This window comes from Corynebacterium gottingense (assembly GCF_002285125.1).
Taxonomy (GTDB): Bacteria; Actinomycetota; Actinomycetes; order Mycobacteriales; family Mycobacteriaceae; genus Corynebacterium; species Corynebacterium gottingense.
Map to the genome: position 1 here is coordinate 1 of NZ_NSGN01000005.1, position 15,366 is coordinate 15,366.

General features: G+C 67.7%; 18 protein-coding genes and 1 rRNA gene. 12 read left to right on the top strand and 7 right to left on the bottom strand.

The window, feature by feature from the left end:
• Positions 1 to 8: 8 nt before the first annotated feature.
• The 3 genes from rrf (at position 9) to CKJ82_RS05980 (ending at position 2,381) form a co-directional block, all read left to right on the top strand.
• Positions 9 to 126: ribosomal RNA gene (rrf, locus tag CKJ82_RS05970) — 5S ribosomal RNA — on the top strand.
• 1,022 nt (positions 127 to 1,148) lie between these two features.
• Complete coding sequence (locus CKJ82_RS05975) at positions 1,149 to 1,691, top strand: hypothetical protein (RefSeq protein WP_095537419.1); 543 nt, start codon at positions 1,149 to 1,151, stop codon at positions 1,689 to 1,691.
• A gap of 63 nt (positions 1,692 to 1,754) precedes the next feature.
• Positions 1,755 to 2,381 (top strand): DnaB-like helicase N-terminal domain-containing protein, encoded by a 627-nt coding sequence (locus CKJ82_RS05980; protein ID WP_095537420.1) that lies wholly within the window; start codon positions 1,755 to 1,757, stop codon positions 2,379 to 2,381.
• Here the strand turns inward: CKJ82_RS05980 and CKJ82_RS05985 are convergent.
• A complete protein-coding gene (locus CKJ82_RS05985; RefSeq protein ID WP_369825033.1) occupies positions 2,294 to 3,370 on the bottom strand; it encodes a pseudouridine synthase in 1,077 nt (358 codons plus the stop codon). The two genes, CKJ82_RS05980 and CKJ82_RS05985, sit on opposite strands and share 88 nt — an antisense overlap.
• Between CKJ82_RS05985 and CKJ82_RS11795 the strand changes: the two genes are divergently transcribed.
• From CKJ82_RS11795 to CKJ82_RS06000, 4 genes are all read left to right on the top strand, one after another.
• Complete coding sequence (locus tag CKJ82_RS11795) at positions 3,306 to 3,452, top strand: hypothetical protein (RefSeq protein WP_165765395.1); 147 nt, start codon at positions 3,306 to 3,308, stop codon at positions 3,450 to 3,452. The genes CKJ82_RS05985 and CKJ82_RS11795 overlap by 65 nt on opposite strands.
• A 71-nt stretch (positions 3,453 to 3,523) precedes the next feature.
• Positions 3,524 to 4,444: a universal stress protein gene (locus CKJ82_RS05990; protein ID WP_095537421.1), complete on the top strand. Its 921-nt coding sequence runs from the start codon at positions 3,524 to 3,526 to the stop codon at positions 4,442 to 4,444.
• A gap of 81 nt (positions 4,445 to 4,525) precedes the next feature.
• Positions 4,526 to 4,795, top strand: coding sequence for a GlsB/YeaQ/YmgE family stress response membrane protein (locus CKJ82_RS05995; RefSeq protein WP_095537422.1), 270 nt, complete (start codon positions 4,526 to 4,528; stop codon positions 4,793 to 4,795).
• Between the two features lie 164 nt (positions 4,796 to 4,959).
• On the top strand, positions 4,960 to 5,589 hold the full coding sequence (locus CKJ82_RS06000; protein ID WP_095537423.1) for a TetR/AcrR family transcriptional regulator: 630 nt from the start codon (positions 4,960 to 4,962) through the stop codon (positions 5,587 to 5,589).
• On the opposite strand, the gene yidC is transcribed toward CKJ82_RS06000, so the two are convergent.
• On the bottom strand, positions 5,577 to 6,689 hold the full coding sequence (gene yidC, locus CKJ82_RS06005) for a membrane protein insertase YidC (RefSeq protein WP_095537424.1): 1,113 nt from the start codon (positions 6,687 to 6,689) through the stop codon (positions 5,577 to 5,579). The two genes, CKJ82_RS06000 and yidC, sit on opposite strands and share 13 nt — an antisense overlap.
• Positions 6,690 to 6,761: 72 nt before the next feature.
• On the opposite strand from yidC, the gene CKJ82_RS06010 reads away from it, so the two are divergent.
• Together CKJ82_RS06010 and CKJ82_RS11800 are read left to right on the top strand one after the other, a co-directional pair.
• Entirely contained in the window at positions 6,762 to 7,559 is a 798-nt protein-coding gene (locus CKJ82_RS06010; protein WP_095537425.1) for a class E sortase, read from the top strand.
• Positions 7,560 to 7,562: 3 nt separating this feature from the next.
• Entirely contained in the window at positions 7,563 to 7,715 is a 153-nt protein-coding gene (locus CKJ82_RS11800) for a hypothetical protein (protein WP_095278866.1), read from the top strand.
• A 16-nt stretch (positions 7,716 to 7,731) separates the two neighbouring features.
• Here the strand turns inward: CKJ82_RS11800 and CKJ82_RS06020 are convergent, their stop codons facing one another.
• Together CKJ82_RS06020 and CKJ82_RS06025 are read right to left on the bottom strand one after the other, a co-directional pair.
• Positions 7,732 to 8,727, bottom strand: a complete 996-nt coding sequence (locus CKJ82_RS06020) for a TIGR00730 family Rossman fold protein (RefSeq protein WP_095537426.1) — start codon at positions 8,725 to 8,727, stop codon at positions 7,732 to 7,734.
• The gene (locus tag CKJ82_RS06025) at positions 8,724 to 9,305 is read right to left on the bottom strand and encodes a DUF2020 domain-containing protein (protein ID WP_095537427.1); all 582 of its coding nucleotides are present in this window, start codon (positions 9,303 to 9,305) and stop codon (positions 8,724 to 8,726) included. Before CKJ82_RS06025 ends, CKJ82_RS06020 begins: the two co-directional genes overlap by 4 nt.
• Between CKJ82_RS06025 and CKJ82_RS06030 the strand changes: the two genes are divergently transcribed.
• Positions 9,304 to 10,599: a sensor histidine kinase gene (locus tag CKJ82_RS06030; protein WP_095537428.1), complete on the top strand. Its 1,296-nt coding sequence runs from the start codon at positions 9,304 to 9,306 to the stop codon at positions 10,597 to 10,599. The genes CKJ82_RS06025 and CKJ82_RS06030 overlap by 2 nt on opposite strands.
• Positions 10,574 to 11,212 (top strand): LuxR C-terminal-related transcriptional regulator, encoded by a 639-nt coding sequence (locus tag CKJ82_RS06035; RefSeq protein ID WP_095537429.1) that lies wholly within the window; start codon positions 10,574 to 10,576, stop codon positions 11,210 to 11,212. The genes CKJ82_RS06030 and CKJ82_RS06035 overlap by 26 nt, the downstream gene beginning before the upstream one ends.
• 28 nt (positions 11,213 to 11,240) lie before the next feature.
• Here the strand turns inward: CKJ82_RS06035 and CKJ82_RS06040 are convergent, their stop codons facing one another.
• A complete protein-coding gene (locus tag CKJ82_RS06040; protein ID WP_095537430.1) occupies positions 11,241 to 11,873 on the bottom strand; it encodes a DUF6474 family protein in 633 nt (210 codons plus the stop codon).
• 76 nt (positions 11,874 to 11,949) lie between these two features.
• On the opposite strand from CKJ82_RS06040, the gene CKJ82_RS06045 reads away from it, so the two are divergent.
• Positions 11,950 to 13,446 (top strand): TM0106 family RecB-like putative nuclease, encoded by a 1,497-nt coding sequence (locus tag CKJ82_RS06045; RefSeq protein WP_240510705.1) that lies wholly within the window; start codon positions 11,950 to 11,952, stop codon positions 13,444 to 13,446.
• On the opposite strand, the gene CKJ82_RS06050 is transcribed toward CKJ82_RS06045, so the two are convergent.
• Complete coding sequence (locus tag CKJ82_RS06050) at positions 13,438 to 14,619, bottom strand: MFS transporter (protein ID WP_240510706.1); 1,182 nt, start codon at positions 14,617 to 14,619, stop codon at positions 13,438 to 13,440. The genes CKJ82_RS06045 and CKJ82_RS06050 overlap by 9 nt on opposite strands.
• 120 nt (positions 14,620 to 14,739) lie before the next feature.
• Positions 14,740 to 15,342 carry a superoxide dismutase gene (locus tag CKJ82_RS06055; RefSeq protein WP_095537433.1) on the bottom strand — a complete coding sequence of 201 codons (603 nt, stop codon included), beginning with the start codon at positions 15,340 to 15,342 and terminating at the stop codon, positions 14,740 to 14,742.
• Positions 15,343 to 15,366 lie beyond the last annotated feature (24 nt).

Sequence of the window (15,366 nt, forward strand, 5' to 3'; positions counted from 1 at the left end):
TTGGGTGTGTCGGTGGTTGATGGCGGCGGGGAAACGCCCGGTCCCATTCCGAACCCGGAAGCTAAGCCCGCCCGCGCTGATGGTACTGCACTCGGGAGGGTGTGGGAGAGTAGGTTACCGCCGACCCTAAACATGAGAGATAATTGAATAATTGTGTGCGCCCCGGCCCCGGGGGTGGTGGGATCATGTGTTGATCCGCACCGCCCTTTGTGGCCGGGGCGCTTCTTCGTGTGTGCGTAGCAGGGTGGGGGGGGGAGCCTGGCCCGCAGAGACGCGTAACCTGCCACCGGGGAGTAGCCGTTGTCAGCTGCCGTCTGTGACGGGCATCAATGGCGACGTCTCGGCCGACCCACGAGGCGTGCGCACATGGCGCTAGCTCCATCTACACCGACCGGACACATGCGACCTGGGCTTTTCCCGGTGAGCCGAGCGCGCATGGCGCTAGCTCCATTTGCGGCTGCCAGACGGATGCGACCACGGCTTTTACCGGCGCCACCGTACAAATGGAGCTAGCTCCATATAACGCAGCCCGCGCCGAAGTCTCACAACCATCGCAGACCAAGCTGTGGCCGTGCCGGGGGCTTTACTCTGCCACCGCAGAGTAAATGGGGAGCGTGGACCGCCGTGGTGCCTACGCTGGCGTCGCAGAGTGCCACCCGGTTGAATATTCGGGCAAAGGCTTCGCGGTTATCCTCTCTGCATGATCGCCCGGCGTTGCTGCTGCCCCCCCGATTCACGCGTGCTGGCGCACCGCCCAACCCCGCGTGCAGTCAGTTAGGCGGCTATTTGACGAGGTCTCCGTGACGAAGATGCGAGACGAGGGGCCTGCGTGAATTCGTCACCCCCTTTTCGTCAAACACACATAGCGACGGTGAAACTCACGTCATTCTCGTCAAACACCCGACACCACACCCCACCGAAACACCGAGCCAGACGAAGGCCACCCCGAGCCGGCAACCACTCACTCCACCCCGCCACCGCAGAATATGATCTCACCTGCCAGGGGTGCGCCGGCAACTTTCGGTCCCTATCAACACAACAGCCTCGAAAACCACCCCGCGTTAACGGTTCTTGATTATGCTGTGCTCAAACCCCCAGTTCGCCCCCAGTCTGGCAGCAGCAGTGCAGTACAACACAAGGAGACCACAATGAGTGCCCCGAAGATCCGCGCAACGTCCATCGCCCTCGCCGCCTCGCTCGCCGCTGCCGGAGTGGTTGCAGCACCTCTCGAGTCGGCGGCTTCCGAAGTCATCGTGAAGGGGGACAAGTGCACCTTCAACTACTCCGGCGACCTGGGTACTGGCTATACGAAGGTGCGCACCCGTACTATGACGAAGGCTCAGGCGCAGAAGGAGCTCGACCGGATCATCGCTAAGGAGAAGGCCTACCTGGACAAGGGCGGAAAACGCCCTACCACCGGTTCCTCGGAGGGGATTGATGACTACCTCGAGGTAAACGGAGCGGGGTCCTACCTGGCGCCGGGCCTGCGTGCGTGCATCAAGGGGCGCAACCTCTCTTACGACGAGTCTGAGTGGCAATCAGGACTGTTCTACCCTGACGGCTCCCCAATGCCGGCGATGATCCTCTGGCCCACGCTTCTCGCGCTTCTCGTCGTCGGCGGGGTAGTCGGTGCCGCGTGGCCGCAGATCGCGCCGATGCTTCCGGCGAAAGTTACCGCGCTTATTCCGTAGCCGCGCACCACTCCGTTCCATCCGCTAGTATGTGCGAATAGTCAACTAGCTGAAAGGAGTGGCATGGCAGATCAACAGCGCCGCTACACCGAGGTCGAGACGGAGGGGCACCCCGATCTCGACCCGGACTTTCCTCCCTACAACCCTCGGCACGACAGCGAGGCGCTCCTCCTCTCCGCGCTTTTGTGGGCAGGTCAGCGCGGTGATCTCCTGACTGTCAAAGAAGCCCTCAACATCGTCGAGGCGGGAGATTTCTACCGCCCTAACTACGCCAAGATCTTCAGGGCGATCCAGGAGCGTGCCGCGGAGGACCGCCCGACGGACTCGGCGACGGTCATCGCGACGCTGAGCGCCAAGGGCGCGAAAGACGGGATGACTACTCGCGACACCACCGAGCTTATGGCCACGCTCCTCGGCCTCCAGGCGAACGACCTGCTCGCCGCCGAGTACGCGCGCCAGGTCCTCTCGCTGTCGTACCGGCGCCAGTTCCGCCGCATGGTGCAGCGGCTCGCGCAGATCGCGGACGAGGCGCCCGAGGACGAGCTGTTCGCGCAGCTCGTCGCGCAAGGCAAGCAGCAGCGCGCGGCGTGGGAGCGGTTTGCTTATAGGCGCCACCCTGCCCCCGGCAGCCACGCCTCAGCTCGGAACTCCCGTTCCCGGCCGGAGAGCGGGTCGGTGAAGCCGAGGTAGACGGACGTGAGCAGCATCGGTCGGGAGAAGTCTTCGGTGCCGAAGGGGCGAATGGTGGGGTAGATGGGGTCGCCAAGGATTGGGGCACCGGCGGCGCACATCTGGATGCGCAGCTGGTGGGTCTTGCCGGTGACGGGCTCGAGGAGGTAGCTGGCCAGCGGCTCTGGGGTGGAATAGGTGGTGGCGAGGGAGGGGGACAAGGGGGCGTCGATAAGCGAAATCTGCGTGACGTGCGTGGTGGCATTGGGCGTGCCGGGGACGAGCCTGGCGGCGACGTCGCCGGTGACTTTGTGGATGCGGTGGCGCCACGTGGTGGGCGAGATTGGGCGGTGCGGCGCGATGGCGGTGTACTGTTTGCGCACCTCGCGGCGGGCGAAAAGCTCCTGGTAGGGGCCGCGGAGCTCGCGGCGTTTGGTGAAGAGGAGGAGGCCGGACGTCATGAGGTCGAGCCGGTGCGCCGGGGTGAGCTCCTCGTTGCCGGTCGCGCGGCGGAGGCGGACCGTGGCCGTTTCGGTGATGTGGGCGGCGCGCGGCATCGTGGCGAGGAAGGGCGGCTTGTTGATGACGAGGATGTCGTCGTCCTCGAACACTGTCGTGATCCGGTACGGGACCTCGCGCTCCGGGGCGGGGCGGCGGTAGAAGAAGACGTCGGTGCCGGGGGCGAGAACCCGGTCGGCGGCGATGGGCTGGCCGCTGCGCAGCACGACCTCGCCGTCGGCGAAGCGGCGCGCCACGGCGTCGGGGGTGTCCTCGGGGTGGCGGTGGCGCTGGCTCGCGATGACTTCCGCGAGGAACTCGAAGGCGGTGAGCGGCGCGTCGGTCTCCGGCACGCGGACGCGGGAAGCGCCGAGGCCGTCGCGCGGGGGCAACGGCGGTGCGAGCGTGCTCTTTTTGCGGGCCATAGTATGTAGTAGCGTATCCGGCATGGACATTGGAGCAATGCTAGACCCAATTTTGCAGTTCTTTTCCGAGGGGATCGGTAAGGGCATCGCTGACCTGTTCAGGTTCCTGTACGAGGTCTTCTTCCCCGCCAACGCGGACGCCGCCGAGAAGGTTGAGATTCCGCAGTAACGGCGACTGCACCCCCGCCACCGCGCTACACTGAGGATATAACCAGTTCCCCAATCGAAAGGGCGGAGGCTATGAGCCGCGAAGAACGAGAAAACCTGGAAGACCGCGAAGACATCGTCGTTGTCGCCGTGGATGGCAGCCCCGCATCGCAGACTGCGGTGCGCTGGGCGGCGAACACCGCCATGAAGCGAGGCATCCCGCTGCGTCTGGCCTCCAGCTACACCATGCCCCAGTTTCTCTACGCGGAGGGTATGGTTCCGCCGCAAGAGCTTTTCGACGATCTCCAGCGCGAAACCCTGAAGAAGATCGACGAGGCCCGCGACATCGCCCTCGAGGTGGCGCCGGACATCAAGATCGGTCACGCCGTCGCCGAGGGCTCCCCGATTGACATGCTGCTGGAGATGTCGCGTAGCTCCACGATGGTGGTCATGGGTTCCCGCGGCCTGGGCGGCCTGTCCGGCATGGTCCTGGGCTCCGTCTCCGGCGCTGTTGTCTCCCACGCGTCCTGCCCGGTCGTGGTGGTGCGCGAGGACAACAACGTCACCGACGCCAACAAGTACGGCCCGGTTGTTGTCGGCGTCGACGGTTCTGAGGTGTCCCGTCGTGCCGTCGAGTACGCCTTTGAGGAGGCGAACGCTCGCAAGGCGGAGCTCGTAGCGGTGCACACCTGGATCGATACGCAGGTGCAGGCGCCGGGCGCCGGTTTCGCCGTGGACGATGACCGCTGGGCGGCCGTGCAAAAGGAAAAGGCCGACAAACTCGAGGAGTACCTGGGCACGCTGCGCGAGCAGTTCCCCAACGTCGAGGTGCGCACCCTCATCACCCGCGACCGTCCGGTCCGAGCGCTGACGGAGGCGTCGGAAGGCGCTCAGCTCCTGGTCACGGGCTCGCACGGCCGCGGTGGCTTCAAGGGCATGCTGCTCGGTTCCACCTCGCGCGCGCTGCTGCAATCCGCTCCGTGCCCGATGATGGTGGTCCGCCCGGAGGAGTAAGGTCTAGCGGTCCTCATATAAGACAGGCATAATGGGAGGGCGAACGAAGGTACGCACGAATACGAAGGGAATTTTCTCACTATGACTCTGTCTATGGGCTTCATCGCCTGGATCATCATCGGCGGCATCGCGGGCTGGATCGCCTCCAAGATGCAGGGCCGCGACGCGCAGATGGGCATCGGTCTGAACATCGTCGTCGGCATCGTCGGCGGCCTCATCGGTGGTTGGGTCCTCGGCCTGTTCGGCGTTGACGTCGCCGGCGCCGGGTGGTTCTTCAGCTTCCTCACCTGCCTGCTGGGCGCGGCGATCCTCCTTGGCATCATCAACGCGGTGACCAACAAGCGCAAGTAGCGCGAGATCACGATTCGCCCCCGGATCGGCCTGCGGCTTTCCGCGGCGCCGCCGGGGGCTTTCGCATGCGCGGGGTGAAAGATATACCCGGCCGACTGGAATGTACGTACCGGTTTGTCTATATTGAGACCAGATGCAATGACCGGAGGAAGTGAGGACGCAACGTGAGCAGTGGCACGGCGAAAAAGAAGACGACGACTCGTCGCCGCAACCGCCCGAGCCCGCGGCAGCGCCTCCTCGACGCGGCCACGAAACTCTTTACCGAGGAAGGCATCCGCGTCATCGGCATCGACCGGATCCTGCGGGAGGCCGACGTGGCGAAGGCGTCCCTGTACAGCCTGCTCGGCTCCAAGGACAACCTGGTCATCGCCTACCTGGAGCGCTTGGACGAGCAGTACCGGCAGCGCTGGGAGGAGCGCGCGGTCAAAGCATCGAGCGCGGACGAGAAGGTCCTCGCCTTCTTTGACATAGCCATCGAGGCGGAACCGCAGCGCGAGTTCCGCGGCTCCCCGTTCCTCAACGCGGCGACGGAGTACCCGCGCCCCGACACCGAGTCGGAGCAGCGGATCGTGCAGACCTGCCTGAACCACCGCACCTGGATGCACGACACCCTCACGGAGCTGCTGAGCAACAAGAACGGCTACGACTCCTCGAACCAGGCGGACGAGCTGCTCATCTTCCTCGACGGCGGGATGTCGGGCGCGCGCCTGCTGCGCGACGTCGCACCGCTGCGCAAGGCGCGCGACCTGGCGGAAAGCCAGCTTGGCGCGCCGCCCGCGGACTACTCCATCTGATCCTGCTTCTGGCGCTTCTTGTCCCGCGCGAGCTGGCGGCTCGCCTCGTTGCGCGCCTTCTGGAGTGCCTTGCGCTCCCGCTTCTCGCGCGCTTTTTCCTGCTTGCGCTCGCGCTTCTCGGCGCGCAGCTCGCGGGCGATCGCGCCCGCCTCTCCCGGGTGGCGCAGCGCGCGCAGGCGCTTCGCGCGGCGCGACCGTGTGCGCTCCTTGCGCGCGGCGCGCAGCTCCTCGGCCTTCTGCTTCGTCTCCGCCCAGAACTCGCGGTGCAGCGCCTCCGCCGGGTAGCGGCGGACCGTCCAGGCCCAGAAAAGGATCGTCTGCGTCATCGTCCACAGGTTGCCCGTGACCCAGTACAGCAGCACCGCGATCGGGACGATACCGGAGAGCCCGGCGGAGATGAGGCTCAGGGCGACGAGCGGAATGGCCAACCACAGCAGGCCGTAGGACTTCCGCGTCATTGCGTTCTCCCAGTCCAGCGTGGAGCGGTTGCGCATTTGCGAGATCGCAAGGTTGGAGCAGGTGAAAATGACGGCGGCGATCACCATGGGCAGGGCCACGGCCCGCACCTGCGCCTCCGTGGTGCCGAGAGCGGCGAGGTGTTCTGGGGGCATGGCCATGTAGGCGGGGAGGGGGGCGTCGAAAAGCGAAGCTGCCCGGAACGTCTCGAGGTCCTGCGGGGTGAGGATGCCGATGGTGTGGTTGTCGCCGTCCGTGGGCACGGCCATCCAGCGCAGCAGGCGGTAGAGGCCGATGAACACCGGGAACTGGATGAGCGCCGGGATGCAGCCAGCGAGCGGGTTGTAGTTGTGCTCGTCCTGGACCTTCTTCATGGCCTGCTTCTCCGCGGCGATGGCCTCCGGCGAGGTGGCGTCGGCGTACTGCGCCTTGATGCGCGCGAGGTGCGGCCTGACCAGGAAGCCGACGCGGCTGATGCGGTATTGCTGCAGCGCAAACGGCATGATGAGCGCGCGGACCGTGACCACGAGGAGAATCACGGAGGCGACCCACGCGGCGGAGGGGCCCATGCCCAGGACGTCTGCAAGCAGCCAGTGCCACAGCTTAATCACCGCAGAGACCGGGTAGACCAACATTTCCAGCATGCTGAGCAAGCGCCCCTTTCGTAGCGTCGTTCGCAGTGCCGCGCGCGAGCGGTCGTGAGTTAATGTTATGCCATGCCCGCAGCCCCTCACCGCATCAGTGCCTCACAGGTCATCGGAGAACTCCTGCTCACCGCAGGCGCCCTCCTCCTCCTGTTCGCGTTCTATGAGTCGTTCTGGACCAACATCGCCTCCGGCGAGAAGCAGCATGAGGCGCAGCAGAAGCTCGAGCTGCAGTGGGGCGAAGGCTGGGTCAACCCGCGCGAAGCGAAAGCGCCGGCGCTTGGCGACGCCTTCGCGCGCATGTACATCCCCGCCTTCGGCCCCGACTACGAGTTCGCCATCATCGAGGGCGTGCAGGAACAGGAGCTGCTCGTCGGGCCGGGCCGCTACCCGGACACCCAGATGCCCGGCGAGAACGGCAACTTCGCCGTCGCCGGCCACCGCGTGGGCAAGGGCGCGCCCTTCAACGACCTGGGCGGGCTCAAGGCTTGCGACGCCATCGTGGTGGAAACCCAGACCCAGTGGGTGACCTACCGCGTGCTCCCCATGTCGCAGCAGCCGGACGAGCGCCGCGCCGAGACCGCGGACTGCCTGCCGGGCGGGATGAACGAGCGGGTGGCCACCGGCGACTACGGCAAGGTGCAGGGACGCCACATCACGCTGCCCGGCGACATCGACGTGGTCAACCCGATGCCGGAGACGAAGTCCATGGAGGTGGTGGACGGCATGGAGGGCATCATGACGCTGACCACCTGCCACCCGCAGTTCTCCAACGCGGAGCGCATGGTGGTCCACGCGATGCGCACCGAGGTCCTGCCGAAGAACCCGGAGGGCAACACCCTCCCGAGCGCGATGTCGGAGGTGAAGTAGCGCATGTACGCATTCCTGTGGCGCAAGCTGCCGGGCAACACGTGGGTCAAGGCCCTCATCACCGTCGTCGTCCTGGTCGCGGTGTTCTTCCTGCTGATGGAGGTCGTGTTCCCGTGGATCTCGGCGATGATGCCGTACAACGACGTCGCCGTCTAGCGCCGTCGAGCGCCGTCTAGTCCGTCCAACGCGGCACCGGCGGCACCCACCGCTCCAGCCTGTCCAGCAGCTCGTCCGGGTCGTCCGCGACGACGAGGTGGTCGCGGTCCGTCTGCCGCACGAACCCGTTGCGCACCATGTGGTCCACCATGTCCAGCAGCGGCTGCCAGAACTCGCTGTCAAGCAGCCCGATTGGCTTGGAGTGCAGCCCGAGCTGCTGGCTCGTCCATTCCTGGAACAGCTCGTCCAGCGTGCCCGTCCCGCCGGGCAGCGCCACGATCGCGTCGCCCTGCTGGCTCATCATTGCCTTGCGCTCCGCCATCGAGCCGACCAGCTCGAGCCGGTCCAGCCCGTCGAATTTGAGCTCGTAGTTGGCCAGCTGCGTGGTGAGCACGCCGAGCGAGGAGCCGCCGCTTGCCGACGCCCCCGCGGCCACCGCTCCCATCACGCCCACCTTGCTCCCACCGTAGACCAGGGTAGCGCCGCGCCGGGCGAGTGCCTCGCCGAGCAGGCGGCCCTGCTCGAGGTATTCCGGGCGCTTGCCGGGGTTGGCCCCGGCGAAGACGGTGACGGCGCGCAGCCGGCGCGGGCGCAGCGCCGGGAAGATCCGCGAGGCGAGCAGGGGCGCGATCTGCCGGTCGCCGGGCGCCTCCGGGTCGATCCAGGCGGCCTCGGCGATCTCCGCCGCGGGCGCCGGCGCGGCGGGCGGAGTGGGGTGCACGTACACGGTCGAGGTGACGGTGTGCCCCGGTTCGTTCGACGCCTCCGCGCTGAAGCGGCCCAGGTAGCTCAGGCGGGAGCGGTCGACCTCCACGCCGATCTCCTCGCGCGTCTCGCGCAGCGCGGCGTCCAGGGTGCTTTCGCCGGGCTCGAGTTTGCCGCCCGGCAGCTGGTAGCGAGGGCTGGAGTGCTTGCGCACGCACAGCACCCGCCCTTCCGCGTCGCGGAAGACGATTGCGGCGACGATGATCTCTGCGAGTGGCTGGTCTGGGGGCGTTACGTGTTCGGTCACAGGCCCAGGGTAGCGATGACTTGCTCCGCCACGTGTTGTGCCTTCACCGACTCGTCCTGGTTGGTAAACACGGTGACGGCGTGAGAGCCCTTGGCCACCGAGTATGCGGCACCGATCCGGTCGGGGACCTCGCCGCCGCCGTGTCGCCCGCCGTTCCACCCGACCGGCTGGTCCGCGGGCGAGGTGTACGCGATCGGCGTGGCCCAGTCCACCACCTGCATCGCCGCCTCCGGGCTGTCCATGTGGCGCACCACCACCGTCAGCTGCGGCTCCTCCGGGTAGGACCAGAACTGGCAGGCGGGCGTGTCGAAGCGTTCGTCGATGCCCACGCCCGTGACGCGCTGCCCGTTGGTCTGCGCCACCCACTCCGTATCCAGGTAGGGGCAGTCGACCCACCCGTTGCGGTCCGTCGCCGGCAGCGCCTCGACGGGCAGCCCGGAGTCGGGCGCGGCCGCTTCCGTTGGCTCCCCACCCGCGATGCTTGCTCCGCCCTCGCTACCGCTGCCGCACGCGGCGAGCGCGAGACCGGTTGCCACGAGCACGGGGGTCATCCACACAGTGGGTAGTGTCAAACGCATGAGCTCTAGACTAGCCAGCGCGGCGCAGCCGACCGCAGACGTGCCGGACAACAAGGCGCTCGACACCGGCATCACGGTGCTCGCCGTGTGCCTCGTGCTCGTCTCCCTCGGCGCGCTGGCCCGGATGCCGCTCAACCTGGCGCTGCTACAGATCCTCCTGGTCTCCTCCTTCTCCTTCGTCCTGTTCTACGGCATGGTGGAGATGCACCGATGGGGCCGCTGGATGCGCGGCCTGTGGTGCCTCGCGCTTACCGCGGTGTGGGTCGCGGATATGACCATCTCGCCGGTCGCGGTCTACTGGGTCTTCATCCTCTTCTTCGTCTTCCTCCGCGTCTTCAACAACTGGCGCGGCCTCCTCCTCGTCGCCGCCGGTCTCATCATCTCCGTCCTCATCCAGATCCCGGGCGGGCTCACCCTCGGCGGCGTCCTCGGCCCGGTCCTTTCCGCCGCGGTCGTGGTGGCCATCAACTACGCGTTCACCACCATCGGACGGGTGAGCAAGGAGCGGGAGGCGCTTATCGACGAGCTGCTTTCCACCCGCGACAAACTGGTCGCCACCGAGCGCGCCGCCGGCGTGGCGCAGGAGCGCGAGCGCCTCGCGCACGAGATCCACGACACGGTGGCGCAGAACTTATCCTCGATCCAGATGCTGCTCCACGCCGCCGAGCGGGACCTCGCGGGCCTGGACGTCCCGGCCGAGCAGCTGGAGGCGCCGCTGAAGCGGATGGAGACGGCGCGCCGGGCGGCGTCCAACAACTTGGCGGAGACGCGGGCGATGATCGCGGCGTTGGCGCCGGCTCCGTTGAGTGAGACGTCGTTAAGCGATGCCCTCACCCGCATCGCGGGCGACCTGGAGACGGCGAGCGACATGCGCATTGAGATCGACACGGACGGGGAGGCGCAGCAGCTGCCGATGCGCACCGAGGCCGGGCTGCTGCGGATCGCGCAGGGGGCGATGGCGAACGCGGTGAAGCATTCGGGCGGGACGCGGATGCGGGTGACGCTGACGTACGGTGCGGGGGAGGTGCGCCTGGACGTGGTGGATAACGGGCAGGGGTTCGACACGGAGGCGCAGGCGGAGCAGCCCGCGGGGCTGGGGCACCTGGGGCTGGACGCGATGCGCTCGCGCGCCGCGGAGCTGGGCGGGGAGCTGGTGGTGGAGTCCGCGCCGGGCGGACCTACGGCGCTTTCGGTCGCGGTACCGAGTAATGTCAATCAAAAGAATGATGCGGCCAACCGCATCGACGAAGATAAGGACGAGGTGAACGATGATCCGGGTGCTGCTGGCCGATGACCACGAAATTGTGCGGCTCGGGCTGCGCTCCGTGCTCGAGGCGGCGGAGGACATCCGCGTCGTGGGTGAGGTGGCGACCGCCGAGGCCGCAATCGCGACCGCGCAGGCGGGCGGCATCGACGTGATCCTGATGGACCTGCGCTTCGGCGCCGGGTCCGAGGGCGCGCGGGTGACCACGGGCGCGCAAGCGACGGCAGAGATCCGCTCCAGCATGGTGACGCCGCCGAAGGTGCTGGTGGTGACCAACTACGACACGGACGCGGACATCCTGGGCGCGATTGAGGCCGGCGCGGTGGGATACTTGCTCAAGGACGCGCCGCCGGAGGAGCTGCTCGCCGCGGTGCGCTCCACCGCGCGCGGCGACGCCTCACTGTCGCCGGTCGTGCGCGACAAGCTGGAGACGCGCGACAGGGCACCGCGGTCCTCGCTTACGCCGCGCGAGCTGGAGGTGCTGCAGCTGGTGGCCGAAGGCTCCTCGAACCGGGAGATCGGCCAGCAGCTCATGCTGTCGGAGGCAACGGTGAAGTCGCACCTGGTGCACATCTACGACAAGCTGGGGGTGCGCTCGCGGACGTCGGCGGTGGCGTCGGCACGCGAGCAGGGGGTGCTGTAACCCCCAAGAGCTCCGAGAGCCCCGAGGCTTAGCGGGACTTCTTGGCGATCTCCGCGCCGAGTGTGTCCAGCTCCTCCTCCACGGTGCCGTACGCCAGGCGGCGCTGCTCCGGGTTGAGGTGCTCCGCGTCGCGCACGTTGCGCGCCAGCTCGTTGAGGCGCACCTTCGCGTCGCCGGAGAAGCCAGACGGCAGGTTGTCGGCGGACTCGACGGAGGTACGCAGGGCGTCAATACGCGCCTTGAGCTCGGCGCCGCGGCCGGAGTGGCGCGCGAGGTCCTGCGGGTTGACGCCCAGATCGGCGGCGCGGGAGTTCATGCGGTTCTGCTGGTAGGAGGTGTACGCCTTGTACGCCAGCGGCAGCAGGATGGGCACGAGGATGCGCGACGCGCCGACCCACTGCTTCGCCTTCTTCTGCGTAAAGCCGGTCTGCTCGATGCGCTTCAGGTGCGCCTCGGCCAGCTGCTTCTCGTGCTTGCGCTTGCGCTTCAGGCCCTTCTTCTCCTCCTTGATCAGGCGCTTTTCTGCCTTGTCCAGCAGCTTCGCCGTCTTCTGATCGGCCTTCGCCTGCTCCTTGGCCATCTTGCGGGCGCGCGCCTCGGCGGCCTTGATCTCCGCCTTCGTCCTCGCGCGGGCCTTGCGGATCGCTTCAAAAACTCCCATTGGGGTGGTGCTCCTTGGTCGTGTCGTTTTTCGCTGTCCCGATCTTACCCGCCGTCCAGGTAATGTGGTCCATATTGTGAATGAGCCGTTTCAGGTCCGCCCCGCGGACCTCGTGGGATGCAGGTTCCGGTTGCGCCAGCGTTGGGCGCACCCGGAGATCGGTCCAACCCCGAGCGGCGAGTCCCGCCAAGCGCAGCTCGAGGCCGCCCGCGAACTCGTCTTCGCCGCGCTGCCCACGAAGCGGGCGGTTGGCGACGGCCGCCGGAAAGCCTTCGTCCGCGTCGACCTCCCGTCGGCCACGACCCCTACCGAGCTGCTCAGCCGCGACGCGGAGACGCGGGCGGCGATGCGCCGCGGCGCCCACCTGATCACGCGCGCGGTCCTCTGCGGCACACTCGAGGGGATCCGCGTGGTGGACGAGATCGACGTGCTCGTGCGCACCGACGACGGCTACCTCCCCGTCATCGTGTCCAACCACCGCGTCGCGCGCAAGGACCCGGAGTCCAGCACGCGGATGGTGCCCACCGGCCGGCTCGGGCTGGGCAAACCGCTCGCGGTGCGCGCCAAGCCGCGCCACCACACCATCGACGGCTACCGCCTCGCCATGGCGGAACTCCTGCTCGGTGAGTCCGCCACCGGCCTCGGCGCGAGCATCGGCCAGGACCGCGAGCGCGCCTACCTCGGCGAGGTCACCCGGTTCGTGCCGCCGATGCTGCGCGCGCTCGGCGCACCGATCCCGGACGAGCCGCTGCGCCTCAAGCAGTGCGCGGGCTGCCGGTTCTGGCAGCTCTGCGAGCCGCGCCTGCGCGAGCTCGATGACATCTCGCTCGTCTTCTCCGGCGGCCGGGGCGACGCGTGGCGCGACAAGGGGATCGTCACGGTGCAGGAGCTTATCGACGCCTCCTGCGGCGAGGCGTCGGTAATCGCCCGCTCCTGGCGCGAGGGTATCCCGGTGCTGCGGCGCCAGGGGCCGATCCGCGTGCCGCGCGCCGACGTGGAGATCGACGTGGACATGGAGGCGTACCTGGACCAGGGCGCCTACCTGTGGGGCGCGTACGACGGCGCGGTGTACCGCGCGTTTGCCACTTGGGACGACGTGGGCGGCGAGGCCGAGGAACGCAACTTCACGCAGTTCTGGCGCTGGCTGATGGGCGTGCGCGACGCGGCGCACGCGGCGGGCAAGACGTTTGCGGCCTACTGCTACGCGGCGGGCGGCGAGAACCACTGGATGAAGTCATCCGCCAAGCGCTTCGACTCAGTGGAGCTGGCCGAGGTGCAGGCCTTCATCGCTTCCGACGAGTGGGTGGACGTGTTCGCGCACGTGCGCACGCACCTGGTGGGCACCGACGGGCTGGGCCTCAAAGTCCTCGGGCCGGTGGTGGGATTTACCTGGGAGGACGACGACGTGGACGGCGAGGTCTCCGTGGCGCTGCGCCGCGCCGCGCGGGAGGGCGGCGTCGACGGCGCGGCGGCGCGGGAGACGCTGCTGCGCTACAACGAGGACGACTGCCGGGCCACGCGCGCCGTGCGCGAGTTCCTCGACGCGGGCGCGCCGGGCCTGCCGCTACTCTGAGCGCTTCTCCGCCACGGCGAGCGCGACCGCGATGGCGATGAGCGCGCCCAGCATCGCCGCGAGCACGGCCACGAATCCCGCCCACGGCAGCGCCTCAAACGCCTGGCCCGTCGCCGCCCCCAGCAGCGACGAGCCCATGTAGTAGCAGAACACGTAGAGGCTCGACGCCTCCGCGCGGTCCTTCTCCGCAATCAGCCCTACCCAGCCCGACGCCGTGGAGTGCAGGGCGAAGAAGCTGGCGGTGAAGAGGAGCAGCCCCACCAGTGTGACGATGAGGTTGCCGCTCGACCCGATGAGCGCGCCGGTGAGCATGAGCACCGCGGCGGCGAGCACGACCCGGCCGCGGCCGAAGTGGGAGACAAAGCTGCCTGCCCTCGCGCTCGACCACGTGCCGGACAGGTACATCACGTAGGTCAGGCCCGCCAGCGATGGCGCGAGCCCGAAATCATTGATGGCGCGGAACCCGAAAAAGTTGTACATGGACACGAACACGCCCATGGCGATGAACGCGGTGGCGACCAGCCCGACCAGGCGCGGGTTGCGCAGGTGGCCGGTCACGGCGCGGACCTCGGCGCCCGGGCGGATCGACGCCTTCGGGCGGAAGTTGCGCTGCTCCGGCAGCAGGATGGCGGTGGCGACGGCTAGGGCGAGGCTCACCGCGGCGCTCGTGGCCAGCGCCCAGCGCCAGCCGGTGACCTCGAGCATGAACGCCGGGATGAGGCGGCCGGTCAGCCCGCCGACCGAGGTGCCCGCGATGTAGAGCCCCATCGCGCCGGCGAGGTCGCGTTCGTCCAGCTCCTCCGACAGCCACGCCATCGCCACCGCGGGCGTGCCCGCGAGCAGCGCTCCCTGCAGCGAGCGCAGCACCACGAGCTGCTCGATGCTCTGCGCCAGCGGCAACGTCAGCCCGAGCGCGGTGGCGGCGAGCGCGGAGATGACCAGTACGCGGCCGCGCCCGAACTTTTCCGACAGGATCGACGCCGGCACCACGCACACCGCGAGCGCGCCCGTCGCGGCGGACACGGTGAGCGCGGCGGTGGACGGGTCGATCCCCATCTCGTGCGTGAGCGTGGGCAGCAGCGCCTGCGTGGCGTAGAGCGAGGAGAAGATCGCCAGGCCGACGAGGAGCATGCCTATCGACGCCCTGCGATACTCAATCGTGCCCTTCCTCATAAGGACTTATGGTCCACCTTTTTGCGCGCTCCCGCAACGGTTTCGCCGGATTTCCTGTGGCGTGCCCATAAAAAACCGCGCCGGCCACGCGGGTGCGTGGTCGGCGCGGGGTGCGGCGTCTTACTTGGACGCAGCGGCGAGGCGCTCGTTGACGTCGTCCCAGTTGACGACGTTCCACCAAGCCTTGACGTAATCAGCCTTGACGTTCTTGTACTGCAGGTAGAACGCGTGCTCCCACATGTCCAGCATGAGGACCGGGGTGAAGTCAACGGAGATGTTGCCCTGCTGGTCGGTCAGCTGCTGGATGATCAGGCGGCCAGCGATGTGGTCGTAGCCCAGGACGGCCCAGCCGGAGCCCTGCAGGCCGGTGGCGACGCCAGCGAACTGCTTCTGGAATGCCTCGAAAGAACCGAAGTCGCGGTCGATGGCCTCGGCGATTGCGCCGGTCGGGTTGCCGCCAGCGTTCGGTGCCATGTTCTTCCAGAAGATGGAGTGGTTGGTGTGGCCACCCAGGTTGAACGCGAGGTTCTTGGACAGCGCGCGCAGCTTGTCCGGGTTTGCCTCGCCGTTGCGCTCAGCCTCGAGGGCCTCGAGCGCAGCGTTCGCGCCAGCGACGTAAGTTGCGTGGTGCTTGTCGTGGTGCAGCTCCATAATCTCCTTGGAGATGTGGGGCTCCAGCGCGTCGTATGCGTACGGGAGTTCCGGAAGCTCGTAAACAGCCATTGTGCTAAATCCTTTCGTCAGCTT

Bases quoted from the DNA above. Each gene is read 5' to 3' on its own strand.
- CKJ82_RS05990 (WP_095537421.1), top strand. From the start codon at position 3,524: ATGAGCCGCGAAGAACGAGAAAACCTGGAAGACCGCGAAGACATCGTC.
- CKJ82_RS06025 (WP_095537427.1), bottom strand. From the start codon at position 9,305: ATGCGTTTGACACTACCCACTGTGTGGATGACCCCCGTGCTCGTGGCA.
- CKJ82_RS06010 (WP_095537425.1), top strand. From the start codon at position 6,762: ATGCCCGCAGCCCCTCACCGCATCAGTGCCTCACAGGTCATCGGAGAA.
- CKJ82_RS11800 (WP_095278866.1), top strand. From the start codon at position 7,563: ATGTACGCATTCCTGTGGCGCAAGCTGCCGGGCAACACGTGGGTCAAG.
- CKJ82_RS05975 (WP_095537419.1), top strand. From the start codon at position 1,149: ATGAGTGCCCCGAAGATCCGCGCAACGTCCATCGCCCTCGCCGCCTCG.
- CKJ82_RS06030 (WP_095537428.1), top strand. From the start codon at position 9,304: ATGAGCTCTAGACTAGCCAGCGCGGCGCAGCCGACCGCAGACGTGCCG.
- CKJ82_RS05985 (WP_369825033.1), bottom strand. From the start codon at position 3,370: ATGCCCTTACCGATCCCCTCGGAAAAGAACTGCAAAATTGGGTCTAGC.
- CKJ82_RS06040 (WP_095537430.1), bottom strand. From the start codon at position 11,873: ATGGGAGTTTTTGAAGCGATCCGCAAGGCCCGCGCGAGGACGAAGGCG.
- yidC (WP_095537424.1), bottom strand. From the start codon at position 6,689: ATGCTGGAAATGTTGGTCTACCCGGTCTCTGCGGTGATTAAGCTGTGG.
- CKJ82_RS06035 (WP_095537429.1), top strand. From the start codon at position 10,574: ATGATCCGGGTGCTGCTGGCCGATGACCACGAAATTGTGCGGCTCGGG.
- CKJ82_RS05980 (WP_095537420.1), top strand. From the start codon at position 1,755: ATGGCAGATCAACAGCGCCGCTACACCGAGGTCGAGACGGAGGGGCAC.
- CKJ82_RS11795 (WP_165765395.1), top strand. From the start codon at position 3,306: ATGGACATTGGAGCAATGCTAGACCCAATTTTGCAGTTCTTTTCCGAG.
- CKJ82_RS06050 (WP_240510706.1), bottom strand. From the start codon at position 14,619: ATGAGGAAGGGCACGATTGAGTATCGCAGGGCGTCGATAGGCATGCTC.
- CKJ82_RS06055 (WP_095537433.1), bottom strand. From the start codon at position 15,342: ATGGCTGTTTACGAGCTTCCGGAACTCCCGTACGCATACGACGCGCTG.
- CKJ82_RS05995 (WP_095537422.1), top strand. From the start codon at position 4,526: ATGACTCTGTCTATGGGCTTCATCGCCTGGATCATCATCGGCGGCATC.